Origin of the sequence: Roseburia sp. OF03-24, from assembly GCF_003463035.1 — a bacterium.
Taxonomy (GTDB): Bacteria; Bacillota; Clostridia; order Lachnospirales; family Lachnospiraceae; genus Roseburia; species Roseburia rectibacter.
The window spans coordinates 25,808-42,606 of sequence record NZ_QSCK01000004.1; the positions used below are offsets into that span (position 1 = coordinate 25,808).

At 41.5% G+C, this 16,799-nt stretch carries 12 protein-coding genes; 1 reads left to right on the forward strand and 11 read right to left on the reverse strand.

Annotated features, from left to right (window positions below):
- Positions 1-2: 2 nt before the first annotated feature.
- The 3 genes from DXA60_RS02810 to DXA60_RS02820 all read right to left on the reverse strand — a co-directional run bounded on the left by DXA60_RS02810 (position 3) and on the right by DXA60_RS02820 (position 3,646).
- On the reverse strand, positions 3-1,517 hold the full coding sequence (locus DXA60_RS02810) for a UDP-N-acetylmuramoyl-L-alanyl-D-glutamate--2,6-diaminopimelate ligase (RefSeq protein WP_117919332.1): 1,515 nt from the start codon (positions 1,515-1,517) through the stop codon (positions 3-5).
- 75 nt (positions 1,518-1,592) lie between these two features.
- Complete coding sequence (gene dapF / locus DXA60_RS02815) at positions 1,593-2,447, reverse strand: diaminopimelate epimerase (RefSeq protein WP_117919334.1); 855 nt, start codon at positions 2,445-2,447, stop codon at positions 1,593-1,595.
- Positions 2,448-2,461: 14 nt separating this feature from the next.
- On the reverse strand, positions 2,462-3,646 hold the full coding sequence (locus DXA60_RS02820; RefSeq protein ID WP_117919335.1) for a trans-sulfuration enzyme family protein: 1,185 nt from the start codon (positions 3,644-3,646) through the stop codon (positions 2,462-2,464).
- A 205-nt stretch (positions 3,647-3,851) separates the two neighbouring features.
- Between DXA60_RS02820 and DXA60_RS02825 the strand changes: the two genes are divergently transcribed.
- Positions 3,852-4,700 carry a helix-turn-helix domain-containing protein gene (locus DXA60_RS02825; protein ID WP_117919337.1) on the forward strand — a complete coding sequence of 283 codons (849 nt, stop codon included), beginning with the start codon at positions 3,852-3,854 and terminating at the stop codon, positions 4,698-4,700.
- A gap of 66 nt (positions 4,701-4,766) precedes the next feature.
- On the opposite strand, the gene DXA60_RS02830 is transcribed toward DXA60_RS02825, so the two are convergent.
- The 8 genes from DXA60_RS02830 to nifJ all read right to left on the reverse strand — a co-directional run bounded on the left by DXA60_RS02830 (position 4,767) and on the right by nifJ (position 16,781).
- On the reverse strand, positions 4,767-6,425 hold the full coding sequence (locus DXA60_RS02830) for a putative manganese-dependent inorganic diphosphatase (RefSeq protein ID WP_117919339.1): 1,659 nt from the start codon (positions 6,423-6,425) through the stop codon (positions 4,767-4,769).
- Between the two features lie 123 nt (positions 6,426-6,548).
- On the reverse strand, positions 6,549-7,415 hold the full coding sequence (locus tag DXA60_RS02835; RefSeq protein ID WP_117919341.1) for a hypothetical protein: 867 nt from the start codon (positions 7,413-7,415) through the stop codon (positions 6,549-6,551).
- Between the two features lie 247 nt (positions 7,416-7,662).
- Positions 7,663-9,132, reverse strand: coding sequence for an N-acetylglucosamine-specific PTS transporter subunit IIBC (gene nagE / locus DXA60_RS02840; protein ID WP_334294384.1), 1,470 nt, complete (start codon positions 9,130-9,132; stop codon positions 7,663-7,665).
- A 204-nt stretch (positions 9,133-9,336) separates the two neighbouring features.
- Positions 9,337-9,819, reverse strand: coding sequence for a PTS sugar transporter subunit IIA (locus DXA60_RS02845; RefSeq protein WP_022112008.1), 483 nt, complete (start codon positions 9,817-9,819; stop codon positions 9,337-9,339).
- A gap of 35 nt (positions 9,820-9,854) precedes the next feature.
- Positions 9,855-10,688, reverse strand: a complete 834-nt coding sequence (gene licT / locus DXA60_RS02850; protein WP_117919347.1) for a BglG family transcription antiterminator LicT — start codon at positions 10,686-10,688, stop codon at positions 9,855-9,857.
- Between the two features lie 237 nt (positions 10,689-10,925).
- Positions 10,926-11,183, reverse strand: a complete 258-nt coding sequence (locus DXA60_RS02855; protein ID WP_117919348.1) for an HPr family phosphocarrier protein — start codon at positions 11,181-11,183, stop codon at positions 10,926-10,928.
- Positions 11,184-11,206: 23 nt separating this feature from the next.
- A complete protein-coding gene (gene ptsP, locus DXA60_RS02860) occupies positions 11,207-12,820 on the reverse strand; it encodes a phosphoenolpyruvate--protein phosphotransferase (RefSeq protein ID WP_117919350.1) in 1,614 nt (537 codons plus the stop codon).
- Between the two features lie 415 nt (positions 12,821-13,235).
- On the reverse strand, positions 13,236-16,781 hold the full coding sequence (gene nifJ, locus DXA60_RS02865) for a pyruvate:ferredoxin (flavodoxin) oxidoreductase (RefSeq protein ID WP_117919352.1): 3,546 nt from the start codon (positions 16,779-16,781) through the stop codon (positions 13,236-13,238).
- Between the last annotated feature and the right edge of the window lie 18 nt (positions 16,782-16,799).

Below are 16,799 nucleotides of genomic sequence, written 5' to 3' on the forward strand. Positions count from 1 at the left end.
TTTTATTTTGTGCGCTTTCCCTCTTTGATCTCATCTAAAACTTCCGCAACTGCCTCGCGCTCATCAAAATGGTATTTCACACCGCGGATCTCCTGATAATCTTCGTGGCCTTTTCCAAGCAATACGATCATATCTCCCGGCTGGGCATTTACCATGCAGTATGCGATCGCTTCTTTCCGGTCGTCGATCTCGATATATTTTCCGTTACTTCTTGCAAGTCCGACTTTAATATCTTTATTGATATCGCGGATGTCTTCATCTCTCGGATTATCACAGGTCAGTACACACAGATCTGCCATCTCACCGGTTACCTCACCCATATCATAACGGCGCAGCTTTGAACGGTTTCCGCCGCCGCCATAGACACAGATCAGACGTTTCGGATGATATTCCATCAATGTCGTAAGCACGCTTCTGGTGCTGACTTCATTGTGTGCGTAGTCAATGATCAGATAATAATCTTTCGATACCGGAAGCATTTCCACACGTCCTTTGACCTGCACTTTATCCAGACCGTCTAAGATTGCCTCATCTGAAATTCCTGCCAGATGGCAGACTAACATTGTTACCAGTGAATTATATACTGAAAATCTTCCCGGAATATGCACTCTTGCCTCGCAGTCCATGCATCCTTTCACATGGAAATGCATACCGAGTTTTCCGTTTTCCTTGATAAATCCAAGATCCGCTGCAACCAGATCAAGCGGTTTGCCAAGAAACGTTTTTTCACTGCCATCTTCCACCCCGAAACTGTGGATCTCACAGGTATGGTTTGCCGCAACTGCTTCGCTGTGCTCATCATCTGCATTTAAAATACCGATCTTGCACTGGCGGAATAACATGCTCTTACATTCTAAATATTCCTCAAACGATGCATGCTCATTTGGTCCGATATGATCCGGGGACAGATTGGTAAACACACCATAATCAAACAGGATTCCTGCTGTTCGGTCCATTTTCAGTCCCTGCGAGGACACCTCCATCACTGCATATTCACAGCCTGCTTCTACCATGGAAGCAAACATGCGGTGCAGTTCGTAAGATTCCGGTGTCGTATTTTTTGACGGAATCTTCTCATCTCCGATCATCGCTCCGATCGTTCCGATCAGTCCGACTTTTTTGCCTGCTGCTTCCAGCACATTTTTGATCATGTATGTCGTGGTTGTCTTTCCTTTGGTGCCGGTCAGTCCGATCGTGATCAGCTTTTCTGCAGGGTAGTCAAACAATGCAGCCGACATCAATGCGAGTGCATAACGTGCAGATTCCACTTTTAACACGGTGATCGTATCAGGAATCTGCGTGGCTTCCTCCGCCCGCTCCACAACAATGACACTTGCTCCTTTTTCCACTGCATCCGGGATATATTTGTGACCATCCGTCACTGCTCCAACCATACAGACGAACATGGTTTCCTTTGCAATCTTTCTTGAATCATAGATAATGTCTCTGACTTCTGCTTCCATGCTGCCCTGTAAACATTCGTATTTTATCTTTTCACAGATCTTACTTAACTTCATTTTTTCTCCCTATATTGTTCAAGACCACGAAAAGCCGCCGTACATTCTGCACGGCAGCCCCTGTATAATATCTTTTTATTTTTCTAAAATGTGTGATGCATCAATCTCCGCTTCAAACACAGTGTGTGACGGTCCCGTCATAAATAAATGGTTTGTTTTCTCATCCCACTCGATCAGAAGAGGTCCACCAATCTGCTCCACAGTAACTTTGCGGTCTGTACGTCCGGTCAGAACACCTGTAACAACCGCTGTCGAACAGCCTGTCCCACATCCGATCGTCTCACCGGTCCCACGTTCCCATTCACGGATCTTGATATAATCACGCTTTACAAACTCTGCAAATGTAACATTGGTTTTATTTGGAAACAACGATGTCATATGCTCGATTGTCTTTCCGTAACGCTCCACATCAAGGTCTGCGACAGAATCCACAAACATTGCACAATGTGGATTGCCCCAGGATACTGCCGTGATATGAAATGTTTTATCCAGCACCTCCACCGGCTGCTCTACAAACTGCTCTAAATCTGTATTTACCGGAATTACTTTCGTATCCAGTCTCGGTTCCCCGATATCTGCTCGGATGTTTGATACCAGACCATCCGTTACCGTCAGATTCAGATGCTGCATCCCACCAAGTGTCTCGATCACAAGTTCTGTCTTATCGGTCAGCCTGTGGTCATAAACATATTTTCCGACAGAACGGAGTGCGTTGCCGCACATTTCTCCTTCTGAACCATCCGGATTGAACATCCGCATCCGGAAATCTCCCTTATCGGATGGACAGATCAAAACCATTCCGTCTGATCCAATGGCAAAATGTCTGTCGCTGACAAACCGTGCCAGCTCCGGTAAATTTTTAATATCCTGGTGAACGGCATCAATATATACATAATCATTTCCAAATGCCTGCATTTTTGTAAATTTCATGGTAATCCTCCATTTTATGCATTCATTGCCCTGTCAAGGTCTGCAATGATATCTTCTGCATTTTCAATTCCGACTGACATACGAAGGAAGCAGTCTGTAATACCAAGTTTCTCTTTGATGTCAAGTGGTGTATCCTCATGTGTCTGTGTTGTCGGGTATGTGATCAGTGTCTCTGTTCCTCCAAGGCTCTCTGCAAACATGATCATATCAACACCTTTTAAGATTTTCTTTACTGTCTCAAAACTGTCAACAGTAAATGAGATCATTCCGCCAAAACCAGTTGTCTGTTTTTTCGTCACTGCGTAATCTTTGTGATCTTCAAAACCTACATAATACACTTTCTGTACTTTCGGCTGTGTTCTGAGCCACTCTGCAACTTTCTTCGCATTCTCGTTGTGTCTGTCCATACGAACCGGCAATGTCTTGATTCCTCTTAAGATCAGCCAGCTATCAAGCGGTGCAAGCTGACTGCCGTGAGATTTGATATGGACATGGATCTTTTCTGCAATCTCCTCGTCATCTTTTACAACCACGATACCGGAAATCGTATCGTTATGTCCGCCTAAATATTTTGTGGAGCTGTGTGTTACGATATCTGCACCAAGCTGTAATGGTTTCTGGAAATATGGTGTTAAAAATGTATTATCAACAACCGTGAGTGCTCCGATACTCTTTGCGATCTCAGAAAGTGCATGGATGTCTGCCACCTTCATCATCGGGTTAGTCGGTGTCTCGATAAATAACATTTTTGTATTCGGACGGATGGCTGCCTTTACCTCATCAAGTTCTGACATATCCACATAAGTGTGCTCGATGCCGTATCTTCCAAAAACATCACCGATGATACGGAATGTTCCACCATAGATATCGTCAGATAAGATCACATGCTCTCCCGGATTTAACAGGGAAAATACTGCCATATTTGCCGCCTGTCCGCTGGAAAATGCAAATCCTTTGATACCTCCCTCTAAAATCGCCATAGTACGCTCTAATTCCTGTCTGGTCGGATTCTCAAGACGGCTGTATGCAAATCCTGTGGATTCTCCAAGTGCCGGATGACGGAAAGTAGCCGTCTGGAAGATCGGCATGCTGACTGCTCCGGTAAGCGGTTCCGTTCCAAGTGCTCCGTGTACTGCCTTTGATTCAAAATGTAATTCTTCTTTTGTACTGTAATCATTGTAATTGCTGAAATTCTTCATGCCGTTCTCCTTCTTTTTCATTCTTATTATTTCAAATTTTTTAACATTTATTTCCTATAACTTTTCTTTCATATGGTTCTATTATATAAAACACTTTTTAAAATATATACTCGTCTAGTGCTGTGTATATTGCAAATTGTGCTTTTTTGTGTTAGGGTTGGATTTGAAAAGCATTTTATTAATCTGATTCGGAAGGAGTACCTGTATGCCGGAATATAAAAAAGTCGGTTATCTGACATCCAGTTTTAAATTATTTCATCTGAAAGACCAGAATAAAAAGGATTTTTCTTATCATTATCACGATTTTCACAAGATTTTAATCCTGTTAAACGGTGATATCACTTATTGCATCGAGGGACATTCTTATCAGCTTGCCCCTAATGATATCGTGTTAGTTCACGCCGGGGAGGTTCACCGGCCGATCATTCAGTCAGAATCTCCTTATGAACGTATCATCATCTACATTTCACCGGATTATTTGAAAAAATATGAAAAGTCCGATTTTGATCTTTCACACTGTCTGAGCCAGGCTGCCACAGAACAGTCACACGTGCTGCGTTTTCAGGGTTCGCGTGCTGCAAAGTTAAAAACTGCGATACAGGCACTTGACCAGTCTGTAAATGATAAAGATTTTGCAGCTTCCCTGCATCAGAAAATTTTATTTTTAGAATTTATGATACAGTTAAACCGTGCTGCCATGCACGATGGCATCGAATTTATCAATGATACTGCCTCCGACGAAAAAATCATCACGGTATTAAATTATCTGAGTGAACATCTGACCGAGGATATCTCCATCGACAAACTGTCTGCGAGGTTTTTCTTAAGCCGCTCTTATCTGATGCATACGTTTAAAGACCAGACCGGTTACACGATCGGCAATTATCTCTCGACCAAACGGCTGCTTTTAGCAAAAGATCTGATTGCAGAAGGAATGCCAATCACCGAAGTCTGCTATGCCTGCGGTTTTAAAAATTATTCAACTTTTTCGCGTGCATATAAAAAAAGTTTTGGAGAAGCCCCAAGGGACTCTCTCCAAAACCTGAAATCTTAATTTATGATAATAAAATGTTCGCAGGACACACATTCTGTTATTCTCATCCTATTTTGACACTGCTTCTCACTGACGCTCTGCCATTTCATTCATGAGCGTCGGTATGAACTGTTTCTTTCTGGAAACAATTCCGTCTAACAAAATACCATCAGCCCGCTCTTCTTTGCGGAACGCGGCTCCTAAAATCCTGCCTGCATTCTCCCCGTCAAAAATAATTTTTGAGGATTCCTCTAAAATATCCGTCAGCATGACATAGACCATATCTATCTTCTTTTCTGCAAGCACCTGTACCATAAACGGGCGTATCTGTTCTGCCACTTTGTCTAGTTCTTCCCGGCTCATAGCACTGATCTGTGCCACTCCGAAATCACAGTCATCGGTATGGAATATCTTGAAATCCTGATAAAAGATCTCCTCCGTGGACTTTCCGCTGAAATTACTGCCCGCCTGGAACATATTTTTCGCATAAGTCTCAATGTCTACTTCCGCGATCACTGCAAGCGCCTCCGCCACAGATTTATCTAACGGTGTACACGTTGGTGAACGGAACATCAGCGTATCAGAAATAATGGCAGACAGTAAAAGTCCTGCAATCTGTTTTGGCACATCCACGCCCTTTTCCTGATACATCTGATAAATGATCGTTGAGGTACAGCCGAGTGGCTGATTTCTAAAATAAACCGGCGAAACTGTTTCAAGACTGCCAAGACGATGATGATCAATGATCTCTAACAGCTCTGCCTCATCAATTCCGTCTACCGCCTGTGCCTTCTCATTGTGGTCAACAAGGATCACCTGTTTCTTCTGCATATTCATCAGGTTACGACGGGAAACCATACCGGCATAGTTACCGTTTTCATTTAAGATCGGGAAATCACGGTGTCGGATTTTTGACATCGTCTCTCTCACTTCGTCCACATAGTCCTCTATACCAAATGTGATGATATTTTTCCGCGTCATAAATTGCTTGATCGGCATACTCTGATTGATCAGACGTGCTACTGAAAATGTGTCGAACGGCGTTGTAATAATGATACAGTCATGTTTTTCCGCAAGGGCGCGTACATCCTCGCTGACTTCAATTCCCCCACCGATGATCAGACAGCTTGCATTTGACTCGATAGCCTGTTTCTGCGCCTCTTCCCGGTCCCCTGAGATTACCATGTCATCATCTTCGATATAATCTGCCATATATTCCGGATTCGAGGTCGCTACCACTACCTTTCCTCTTACAAAATATGCATGCTCATTTCCAACGATGATCGTTCCATCCAACGTTTCCGCAATATTTTTATACTGTGTTCGTGCCTGGGATAACACATGATTATCAAAAACGTCCATGTAAGACGTTGCAATATCCTTTGTTACAATAATTCCTTCGAGTTTTCCAAACTGATTGGTTACCGGAAGCGTTACAACCTCTAATTTTTTCATTGTCTCCCATGCACGTTTCAGGGAAATCTGGCTGCTTACTCCCGCCGTTCTTCTGTAATTAATATCCTTAATCTGTGTTCCCGCATAGGTAACTAACTCTGGTTCCTGTGCCCCAAAATAATCGAGCACATAATGTGTCTCTGCATTTACTGCTCCGGCACGTTTTGCCACATAGGTTTTATCGTTTTCTGTCTGATTTTTTAAATATGCATAAGAGATAGCTGCACAAATAGAATCCGTATCCGGATTTTTATGCCCTACAACCCAAACTTTTCTCTTTTCTGCGCTCATGAAATTCCTCTCTTTACCTAAAAATTAGCAGCTATTTCTCTGATTTATTACTGCCGGACTCTTCTTTTTTATTTCTAAAAAAGAAAGAAACAGACGCTGGCAGCGCCGGCGTCATGTGTACTGTTAAAAGCGAAATACTCCCATAGAATATAATATAAATACGATCAATACCACAAAATTTAAAATTGAAAACCAGGATAGCAGCTTCACATATCCTTTCACCGAATCAACGCCGCCTTCCATCTCATCCATTTTTTCAATTTTAGAATCAAACTCATTGAACAGATCCTGTATGTTACGATAACATTTGACATTTTCCGTGTGTACTTTTTCAGAAAGATCCGTCTTAATAGACTCTAACTGTGACGTTGCATTCTCTAACAGCTCCTTGACCTCCGCAATCTGTCCTTCACTGAGCTTTTTGTTGGCAATTGCCTGTTCCTCTAAGAACTGCTTGTTCGCCGCAATCTGTTCCTCGTTTAATTTCCGGTTAGAAGCCGTCTGCTCCTCATTCATCTGACGATTTAAGGCAATCTGTTCCTCACTGGTTTTCCTGATATCAGCCACCTGTCCGGTAAGACCTGCCTCAATCTCTGTCATTTTCGTCGTCACTTTATCAGCAAGCGCATCTACTTTCCGTCCAAACTCGGTAACAATCTTGTCCGCCTCTTCCTGACGTTCTGTTAAAATATGTTCTAACTCCTGTGCCTTGTCCGCTCTCTCATCCACAAGTGACTGCAGTTCCGCCGCTTTACTTTCTTTTGCTGCCAGAAGCACCTGAAGTTGTTTTGCTTTTTCACGAAACTCATCGATCTGACTGATCAGTAAATCTTCATTTTCCACGTCCTTTTGTGTCCTTTCCTGTTCCTGTTTGTTCATTTGTCCGCTCTCTTCCGGCTTTTTCCGGTCCAAATGACGTACATTCTGCGGTATGGCCCGCTTTTTCTGGGGTTGAAGCTGTCTGAATACCATCTGCCATAAACCTGCCATCTGTGTCCACTTCTTCCCCCTTTCTGATTTTTTTCGCAATATATCATGGTTATTCTATCATTATCGTTTTTCTTTGTAAACAATAAATTATTTTCCATTATGTTAAACATGTGGACTGTGAAACTTTATATTTTCATTAAGGATCGCATAGATGACAAAGAAGCGATTCCAACTGGAACCGCCTCTGTCAAAAAAGGGATTATTTTTTCTTCAATATGATTTCATTTCACAAATAGTATGTTTTTGATTATCTACATAATTTTTTGAACTCATCAGCTACGAACTGGACTTTTGTTCCAATGACAACCTGAACAGCTGTTTTACTTGGTCTGATAACACCAGCAGCCCCTGCTGATTTGATTTTCTTCTCATCTACTAAAGAACTGTCTTTTACCTCAAGCCGAAGTCTTGTAATGCAGTTATCAATACTTTTAATATTTGCTGCACCACCAACACCTTCTAAAATTGTTGCCGCTACAGTTGTGTAATCACTGCTCCCAAGGTCGACATTTTTCTCTGCTTCCACATCATCGTCTTCTCTACCAGGAGTTTTCAGATCAAACTTTGTGATAGCGAAACGGAATACAACATAAAATACAATAAATGCTGCAATACCAAGTGGAATGATCATCCAGGTATTCTTTGCTGCCGGAAGGGTTGCAGAGAAAAGAAGGTCTGTTGCTCCAGCAGAGAAACTAAAACCTGCTCTAAATCCAACTAATACCGTAATCACTGTGAAGATACCATATAATAATGCATATACAACATAAAGTGCCGGTGCAAGGAACATGAAACCAAACTCAAATGGCTCTGTAACACCACAGACAAATGCACAAACAGCTGCGGAGGCTACCAGACCGATTGCAACTTTCTTCTTATTACTCTTAGCAGTCTGAATCATAGCAAGAGCTGCACCCGGAATACCGAACATCATACATGGGAAGAATCCAGACATATACATACCCAAATCCCATGTTACATCTGCCGACGTCTCGCCTGCCCAGAAATGTTGTAAATCCCCAAGTCCGATCGTATCAAACCAGAATACATTGTTCAGTGCATGATGTAATCCGGTTGGAATCAGCAATCTGTTTAAGAATGCATAAATACCTGCACCAACAGGACCAAATCCAACAATTCCTTCACCGATTGAAACTAATGCTCCAAATAATAAAGGCCAGATGAATAATAAGATTGCGGATACAATGATAGAAACAACGCCTGCAACGATTGCTACACAACGCTTACCACTGAAGAATGATAACCAGTCAGGTAATTTTGTACCTTTGAATTTGTTGTAGCATGTTGCACCGATGATACCGGCAAGGATACCGATAAATGGGTTTGCAATCTTACTGAATGCAAGCACTTTTGTCTCATTCTCTGCAATTACCGGCATTAACGTTGTAACAACCCCTGTAGAAAGAAGGTTTGTCATCATTAACCATGATGCCAAAGCTGCAAGAGCTGCTGTACCATCATTATCATCTGCCATACCAACGCCGACACCGATAACAAAAAGAATTGCCATGTTATCGATCAAAGCTCCTCCTGCTTTTACAAGGAAGAAACCGATCATCTGAACGATACCGGAAACATCGCCCCCCTGCATGGTAGATGGACATAGCGCATATCCAATACCCATTAAGATACCACAGATTGGAAGACACGCTACAGGAAGCATTAATGCTTTTCCCAATTTCTGTAAATACTTCATCATAATAAAAGCTCCTCCTTTTTTTTATCCCTTTTCGTTTTATTTTATGCCGTTATAAGTACGGCTAAAATACATTTTAATCTCCATTCTTGCGCTGTCTTTCAATGAAAACAACGTTTTCATTTGCATCTCAAGTTTGTGCGTAAGCACAAATCTTGCGTGTGAAAAATCTTATTTTTCACACTAACAACTGTATATTGCGCTTTATTTATTTAGAATCAATACTGTGTCGCCAGGTTCTACTTCCTGATCTGTCACTGTTTCCACTGTCTGATAATCTGATGTATTGCACACAACCACAGGCGTGATCACGTCATAACCGGCTTTTTTTACTGCGTCAAGATCAGCCTCTATCAACAGTTCTCCCTTTTTCACAGAATCACCATTGCCTTTATATGCAGTAAAATGTTCTCCCTTTAATGCAACCGTATCAAGTCCTATGTGTATGAGCAGTTCTACACCTTCTGAAGTCGTCATACTTACTGCATGCATCGTATCAAATAACATCTCAATCGTACCATCGGCCGGTGCATATATCCTGCCTTCCGCAGGAATAATTGCAACACCTTTTCCTAAAATCTCCTCTCCAAAAGTTGGATCACTTACATTACTGATCGCAACCGTTTTTCCTTTTACTGGTGAACCTATCTCAATCCCTTTTTCTTTTTTCTTAAAAAAATCAAACATTTCCATACCTCTTTTCTGCTGTATTATTGTCAGGTTTATCCTGCCATACACACACGTTTTATATGTATCGCCAGAAACATGATTTCCTCGCTGGCAATTTCGCTGCCATATTCCTTTTCAATATATTCAGCAATATGTTTACTGCATTCATATTCCTTCGGATACTTATTTTCCATCATCCTTGCAAATTCAATCTCCTCATCTTTCAACAATTCATGCCGGTAAAGGCGCTGTACCAAAAACTTAAGATGAGTGATAAATCTCTCATAATGCAGGGATTCCTCATCAAACTCAATTCCCATTTCCAGCCTGACCAGTTCTAAAATCTTCTGAATCATATTCGTCATTTCAAATGTATCATTGATCGTCGTGTTGTATTCTGCATTCACAAAATGCAGGGCTATAAATCCTGCTTCATCTTCCGTAAACTCTGTACCCAGCTTCTCATTCAAAAGATCAACTGCATATTTTCCCATCAGATATTCCTGATGGTAAAACCTCTTAGTCTCCCAAAGTAATGCATTCTTCAATTGAATCCCCTGCGACTGTCTCTGGATTGCAAAATTAATATGATCTGTCAAAGTGATGTATATATTCTGATTCAGTTGTACATTCAGATTCTTTATTGCGTAAGATATAATATCACTGGTAAGCTGCATGTGCTCTAATGGAATATTTTCTAAAAGTTCCTGAAACTGTCTGGAAAGCTTCTCATTCTCAATACGAAAAACCTTCTCGATTTTGCTTTCATCAATCAGTTCTCCCGTATGCGCCTTAAACCCGATTCCCTTACCCATGATAACAATTTCCTGCTGATTCACATCATATGCTGATATTACATTGTTATTAATCACTTTCTGGATAACCATATTCCACTCCGTTTTTGTCCCTAATAATTAAAAAAACCAAATTTTACAAAATCCAAGCCAGATATGTAAAATTTGGTTTTGCCTGCTTACCAGTAACAATCCAATGTGCTCTGTTTCTATCTAAATAAATTGTAGCATTCATTGTTTATTATGTCAAGTTTTATTCTTATTATTTTTGTTTTTTTGTTAATATCCACCATACTTTTTTCAAAAACCTGTACACAATAACTAATTATCTTACAAATTTGTTTCAAAGAAAGATTTTAATGCATCATATGCCGCATCTTCGTCAGTACCTTCCACTGTTATAGTCACAGTCTGGTCTTTTTTTACTCCCATACTCATAACTGCCATCAGACGGGCTGCATCAATTACTTTTCCGTCTTTTTCGAGAGTTACTTTACTTTTAAAATTTTTAACCTCTTTTACGAGCATTCCCGCCGGTCTTGCATGAATACCCAATTCGTCCTTTACTGTGTAACTGAATGATTTCATTTTAATTTCCTCCTATGCTTAGATTATGCATTTATTATTTTATTTCTTACAGGCAGCACCATTGCAGGTGATACCGATAATTCATCAATGCCCATTTTCACAAATGTTTCTGTCAAAGTCAGATCTGCTCCAAGTTCTCCGCAAATTCCTGCCCAGATTCCTTCTTCATGGGCACTGTCAATGACCATCTGGATCATTTTGAGTACTGCCGGATGATGTGAATCATAGAAACGGTCAAGTTTTGCATTCTGCCTGTCAATAGCAAGCGTATACTGTGTCAGGTCATTGGTTCCAATACTAAAGAAATCCACCTCTTTTGCGAGATCATCTGCGATCATAACTGCTGCAGGAGTCTCGATCATAACTCCAAATTCAACTTCTTTATATGGCAATCCCTCTGCAGACAATTCCGCTTTCACTTCCTCCATGATTTCTTTTACTTTTTTCACTTCCCATACAGATGCGATCATAGGAACCATAATGGAAATATTGCCAAACATGCTTGCACGCAGCAACGCTCTTAACTGTGTTTTAAAAATTTCCGGCCGGTTCAGGCAGATTCTTACTGCACGATATCCCAATGCCGGATTATCCTCACGATCAAGTCCAAAATAATCTATCTGCTTGTCTGCTCCGATATCTAATGTGCGGATGATCACCTTTTTTCCAGCCATCACTTCTGCAACCGTTTTATAGGCCTGAAACTGTTCTTCCTCTGTTGGAAAATGATCACTCTGCAAATATAAAAACTCACTTCTGAAAAGTCCGATTCCGGCTGCATCATTCTGTAAAACAGCTCCTAAATCTTTTACCTCACCAATATTAGCATAGAGTTTGATCTCTTTTCCATCTTTTGTAACAGTCGGTTTTCCCTTTAACTGCTGTAATAATTCCTGACGTTTCTTCTCATTCTGCTGTTTTTTCTCGTATTCTTTTAATATTTCTTCCTCTGGATCAAGGATCAAAATACCCTTAAATCCATCTATAATTGCATACTTTCCATTCACTTCTTTTGGAATTGCCGCTGATACCAATGCCGGAATATTCATCGTTCTGGCAAGAATGGCTGTATGAGAATTTGTAGAGCCTTGTCTTGTCACAAATGCAAGCACTCTCTCCCGTTCTAACTGAATTGTCTCGCTCGGAGCAAGGTCGTCCGCTGCTATAATATATTTTTCTTCATCGGCCGCATGCACAGTTTCTTCCTTCCGGGATAAAATACGGATCACACGTTCAGAAATATCTTTTACATCTGCTGCACGTTCTTTCATATAATCGTCATCCATATCCGCAAACATCCTTGCAAAATTATCTCCCGTCGTCGCTACAGCAAATTCTGCGTTCACAGACTGCGCTACTATGATATTACGAATAGAATCCAGATAATCTTCATCCTCTAACATCATCTGATGTACTTCAAAAATTGCTGCATTTGCTTCACCAACTTCTTTGACTGCCTTGTCATAAAGTGCCTTTAATTCTTCTGTTGCCTGATTTTTGGCTGCTCTAAAACGTGAAATTTCTGCCTGTGTGTCATCAATTTTCACACGTCTTACCACATTGTTTTCTTTAAAAACTTCTTTGATTTTTCCAATCGCAATTCCTCCGAATGCAATCTTTCCATTAATTTGCTGCATTTGTTTCCCCCCTCTAAACAACAAGTCACATTACTCTACCACATCTGCATTCAAAATCAAAAAAACCGAAAAAGCACACGCAATCATAAGCGTCTTACTTTTTCGGTTTAGTACATTTGCATGTGAACTACCCTCTATATGTATTTTTATTATACGTTTTTACCCTGTTTTTGTCAATACACAATTTCGTATTATGCTAATTATATACTTTGTATACAATTATGATATAATTTTCGACATATTTTCACAGATACATCTTATCTATTGGACCGCCTGCTATCTGTTCCATGCTCCAGTTATAATCCTGTAACCAAAAGTTTATTTTATCACCAGCTTCTGACTTACAAAAAACCCGAAAAGGCTTATACCTTTCCGGGCTTTGGAAATTTACATCAATTCAGACAAGATCTGCAGCTTATTTGTAAAGCTCAACCAGTCTCTGTAAGTGCTCATAACGAGCCTTTGCAGCTTCCTCAGATGCAGCAAAGAGTTTCTGTGCTCTCTCTGGGAAGGATCTTGTCAGACGGCTGTAACGTGTTTCGTTGTTCAGGAAATCCTGGTAAGAACCATCACCTGGCTTAGATGTCAATGTAAATGGGTTCTTTCCTTCTGCTTTGAGTGCAGGATTGAAGGAGAATAAGTTCCAGTAACCAGCAGCTACTGCTTTCTTCATCTCATCCTGGCAGTGGTTCATTCCGCCTTTAACACCGTGTAACTCACATGGAGCATAACCGATGATTAAAGAAGGTCCGTTGTAAGCTTCTGCTTCAGCTAAAACTTTAACAGCCTGAGCCATGTTTGCACCAAGAGCGATCTGTGCTACGTATACATAACCATAGCTCATAGCGATCTCTGCAAGGCTCTTCTTGCCGATATCTTTACCAGCAGCAGCGAACTGACAAACTTCACCGATGTTGGAAGCTTTAGAAGCCTGACCACCTGTATTGGAGTACATCTCAGTATCGAATACCATAACATTTACGTTATGTCCGGAAGCAAGAACATGATCTAATCCGCCGAATCCGATATCGTATGCCCAACCATCACCACCGAAGATCCATACGGACTTCTTAGCGAGGTAATCTTTCTTATCAAGAGCTGCCTTAGCGTCTGGGCATCCAGCTGCTGCAGCTTTCTCTAACTCTGCTACAAGAGCTTCTGTTGCAGGTGTATTTGCTTTTGTATCGTTCTTTGTCTCAACAAATTTATCAAATGCAGCCTTTAACTCAGCGCTTGCTTTGTCAGAAGCAGCACATTTCTCAGCGCTTGCGATAGCCTGATCACGTAATACTTCCTGACCAATCTGCATACCTAAACCATGCTCAGCGTTATCCTCGAATAAGGAGTTAGCCCAAGCCGGTCCTTTTTTACTGTCTTTGTTTACTGTATATGGTGATGTAGCAGCCGGACCACCCCAGATAGAGGAACATCCTGTTGCATTGGAGATATACATATGCTCACCAAATAACTGAGTAATCAAACGAGCGTATGATGTCTCTGCACATCCTGCACAAGAACCTGAGAACTCAAGTAATGGCTGGTTGAACTGAGAACCTTTTACAGTGTTGTCTGCCGGCATACCAGGTTTCTTGCTTACGTTAGCAACTAAGTAATCGAATACTGGCTGCTCGTCTGCCTGAGATTCCTGTGGAACCATCTCGATAGCACCAACCGGACATACTGTGATACACTCGCCGCATCCCATACAGTCTAATGGAGATACGCTCATTGTGTATTTGTACTCGCTTGCCTTTGGTTTTGTATCAGCAACTTTGATATTGGAAGGAGCTGCTTTTACTTCATCCTCACTTAACATGAACGGACGGATTGTTGCATGAGAACATACAAATGCACACTGGTTACACTGGATACATTTCTCTGCATTCCATGTAGGAACTGTTACAGCTGTACCACGTTTCTCGTATGCTGCTGCACCATGCTCGAACTGTCCATCAGGGTTGCCCATGAATGCAGAAACTGGTAATGAATCACCATCCATTAAGGAGATCGGGTTCATTAAATCTTCTACCATCTTAACTGTCTCTGGACGACCTGTTAATTTCTTAGGAGCCGGATCTGCTGCCGGGTTAGACCAGGAAGCCGGAACCTCTACTTTATGAACTGCATCAACACCAGCGTCGATTGCTTTGTAGTTCATCTCTACGACTGCATCACCTTTCTTACCATAGGATTTCTTAGCAGCCTGTTTCATGAAATCTACAGCCTCTTCGATTGGCATTACGTTTGCTAATTTGAAGAATGCAGACTGTAAAATTGTGTTAGTACGTTTACCCATACCGATCTCGATAGCTTTATCGATAGCGTTGATGGTGTATAACTGAATATTGTTGTCAGCGATGTATTTCTTAGCAGCAGCATTTAAATGATGCTCTAATTCTTCATCTGACCACTGGCAGTTGATCATGAATACTCCGCCTGGTTTTACATCCTGTACCATCTTGAATCCTTTTGTTACATAAGATGGGTTGTGGCATGCTACGAAGTCTGCCTGGTTGATGTAATACGGGCTTCTGATTGGTTTGTCACCAAATCTTAAGTGGGAAATTGTGATACCACCAGTTTTCTTGGAGTCATACTGGAAGTATGCCTGGATGTATTTATCTGTGTGGTCACCAATGATCTTGGTAGAGTTCTTGTTAGCACCTACAGTACCATCTCCGCCGAGACCCCAGAATTTACACTCAACTGTACCTTCTGCTGCAGTGATAGGAGCCGGTTTAACTTCCGGTAAACTTAAGTTAGTAACATCATCAACGATACCGATGGTGAATCTGCTCTTTGGAGCATCTTTCTCTAACTCTTTGTATACTGCGAATAAACTTGAAGGTGGTGTATCTTTAGAACCTAATCCGTAACGGCCGCCTGTTAATACGATTGTATCAAGACCTGCCTCACGAAGTGTGGTTGCTACATCTAAGTATAACGGATCACCAAGTGCACCTGGCTCTTTTGTTCTGTCAAGAACAGCAACTTTCTTAGCTGTCTTAGGAAGAACTTTTAAGAATGCCTCAGATACCCATGGACGATATAAACGAACTTTGATAAGTCCGACTTTCTCACCCTTAGCTGTTAAGTAATCAATTACCTCTTCTGCTACGTCGTTTACAGAACCCATAGCTACGATAACACGGTCAGCATCTTCTGCTCCGTAGTAGTTGAATAAATCGTAGTTTGTTCCTAACTTCTCGTTGATCTTAGCCATGTATTTCTCAACGATTGCCGGTAACTCGTTGTAAGCTGTGTTACAAGCCTCACGATGCTGGAAGAAAACGTCTCCGTTCTCATGAGAACCACGCATAGCCGGATGCTCCGGATTTAATGCATGTGCACGGAATGCAGCAACTGCGTCCATGTTGCACATTTCTTTCAGATCAGCGTAATCCCATTTCTCGATCTTCTGGATCTCGTGGGATGTACGGAAACCATCAAAGAAGTTGATGAATGGAACTTTTCCTTCGATTGTTGCAAGATGAGCAACCGGACTTAAGTCCATAACTTCCTGTGGGTTGGTCTCACATAACATAGCGAAACCTGTCTGACGGCAGGCATATACATCACTGTGATCACCAAAAATATTTAAAGACTGTGTAGCAACTGTACGTGCAGATACATCGAATACACATGGAAGCTGCTCACCTGCGATTTTGTACATGTTCGGGATCATTAATAAAAGACCCTGAGAAGCTGTAAAGGTGGTTGTTAAAGCACCTGCTGCAAGAGAACCGTGAACGGCACCTGCTGCACCTGCCTCAGATTCCATCTCCACAACCTTTACCTGATTACCGAAAATATTTTCCTGTCCTGCTGCAGACCACTGATCTACGGTATCTGCCATCGGGCTGGATGGTGTAATTGGGTAAATAGCTGCAACATCTGTAAACGCATAAGCTACATGAGCTGCGGCGGTATTACCGTCCATTGACTGTTTTGCTCTGGACATTACTTATTCCTCCTTATT

Coding starts and splice junctions, on each gene's coding strand:
- DXA60_RS02810 (WP_117919332.1), bottom strand. CDS start 1,517: ATGAAGTTAAGTAAGATCTGTGAAAAGATAAAATACGAATGTTTACAG.
- dapF (WP_117919334.1), bottom strand. CDS start 2,447: ATGAAATTTACAAAAATGCAGGCATTTGGAAATGATTATGTATATATT.
- DXA60_RS02820 (WP_117919335.1), bottom strand. CDS start 3,646: ATGAAGAATTTCAGCAATTACAATGATTACAGTACAAAAGAAGAATTA.
- DXA60_RS02825 (WP_117919337.1), top strand. CDS start 3,852: ATGCCGGAATATAAAAAAGTCGGTTATCTGACATCCAGTTTTAAATTA.
- DXA60_RS02830 (WP_117919339.1), bottom strand. CDS start 6,425: ATGAGCGCAGAAAAGAGAAAAGTTTGGGTTGTAGGGCATAAAAATCCG.
- DXA60_RS02835 (WP_117919341.1), bottom strand. CDS start 7,415: ATGGCAGGTTTATGGCAGATGGTATTCAGACAGCTTCAACCCCAGAAA.
- nagE (WP_334294384.1), bottom strand. CDS start 9,132: ATGAAGTATTTACAGAAATTGGGAAAAGCATTAATGCTTCCTGTAGCG.
- DXA60_RS02845 (WP_022112008.1), bottom strand. CDS start 9,819: ATGTTTGATTTTTTTAAGAAAAAAGAAAAAGGGATTGAGATAGGTTCA.
- licT (WP_117919347.1), bottom strand. CDS start 10,688: ATGGTTATCCAGAAAGTGATTAATAACAATGTAATATCAGCATATGAT.
- DXA60_RS02855 (WP_117919348.1), bottom strand. CDS start 11,183: ATGAAATCATTCAGTTACACAGTAAAGGACGAATTGGGTATTCATGCA.
- ptsP (WP_117919350.1), bottom strand. CDS start 12,820: ATGCAGCAAATTAATGGAAAGATTGCATTCGGAGGAATTGCGATTGGA.
- nifJ (WP_117919352.1), bottom strand. CDS start 16,781: ATGTCCAGAGCAAAACAGTCAATGGACGGTAATACCGCCGCAGCTCAT.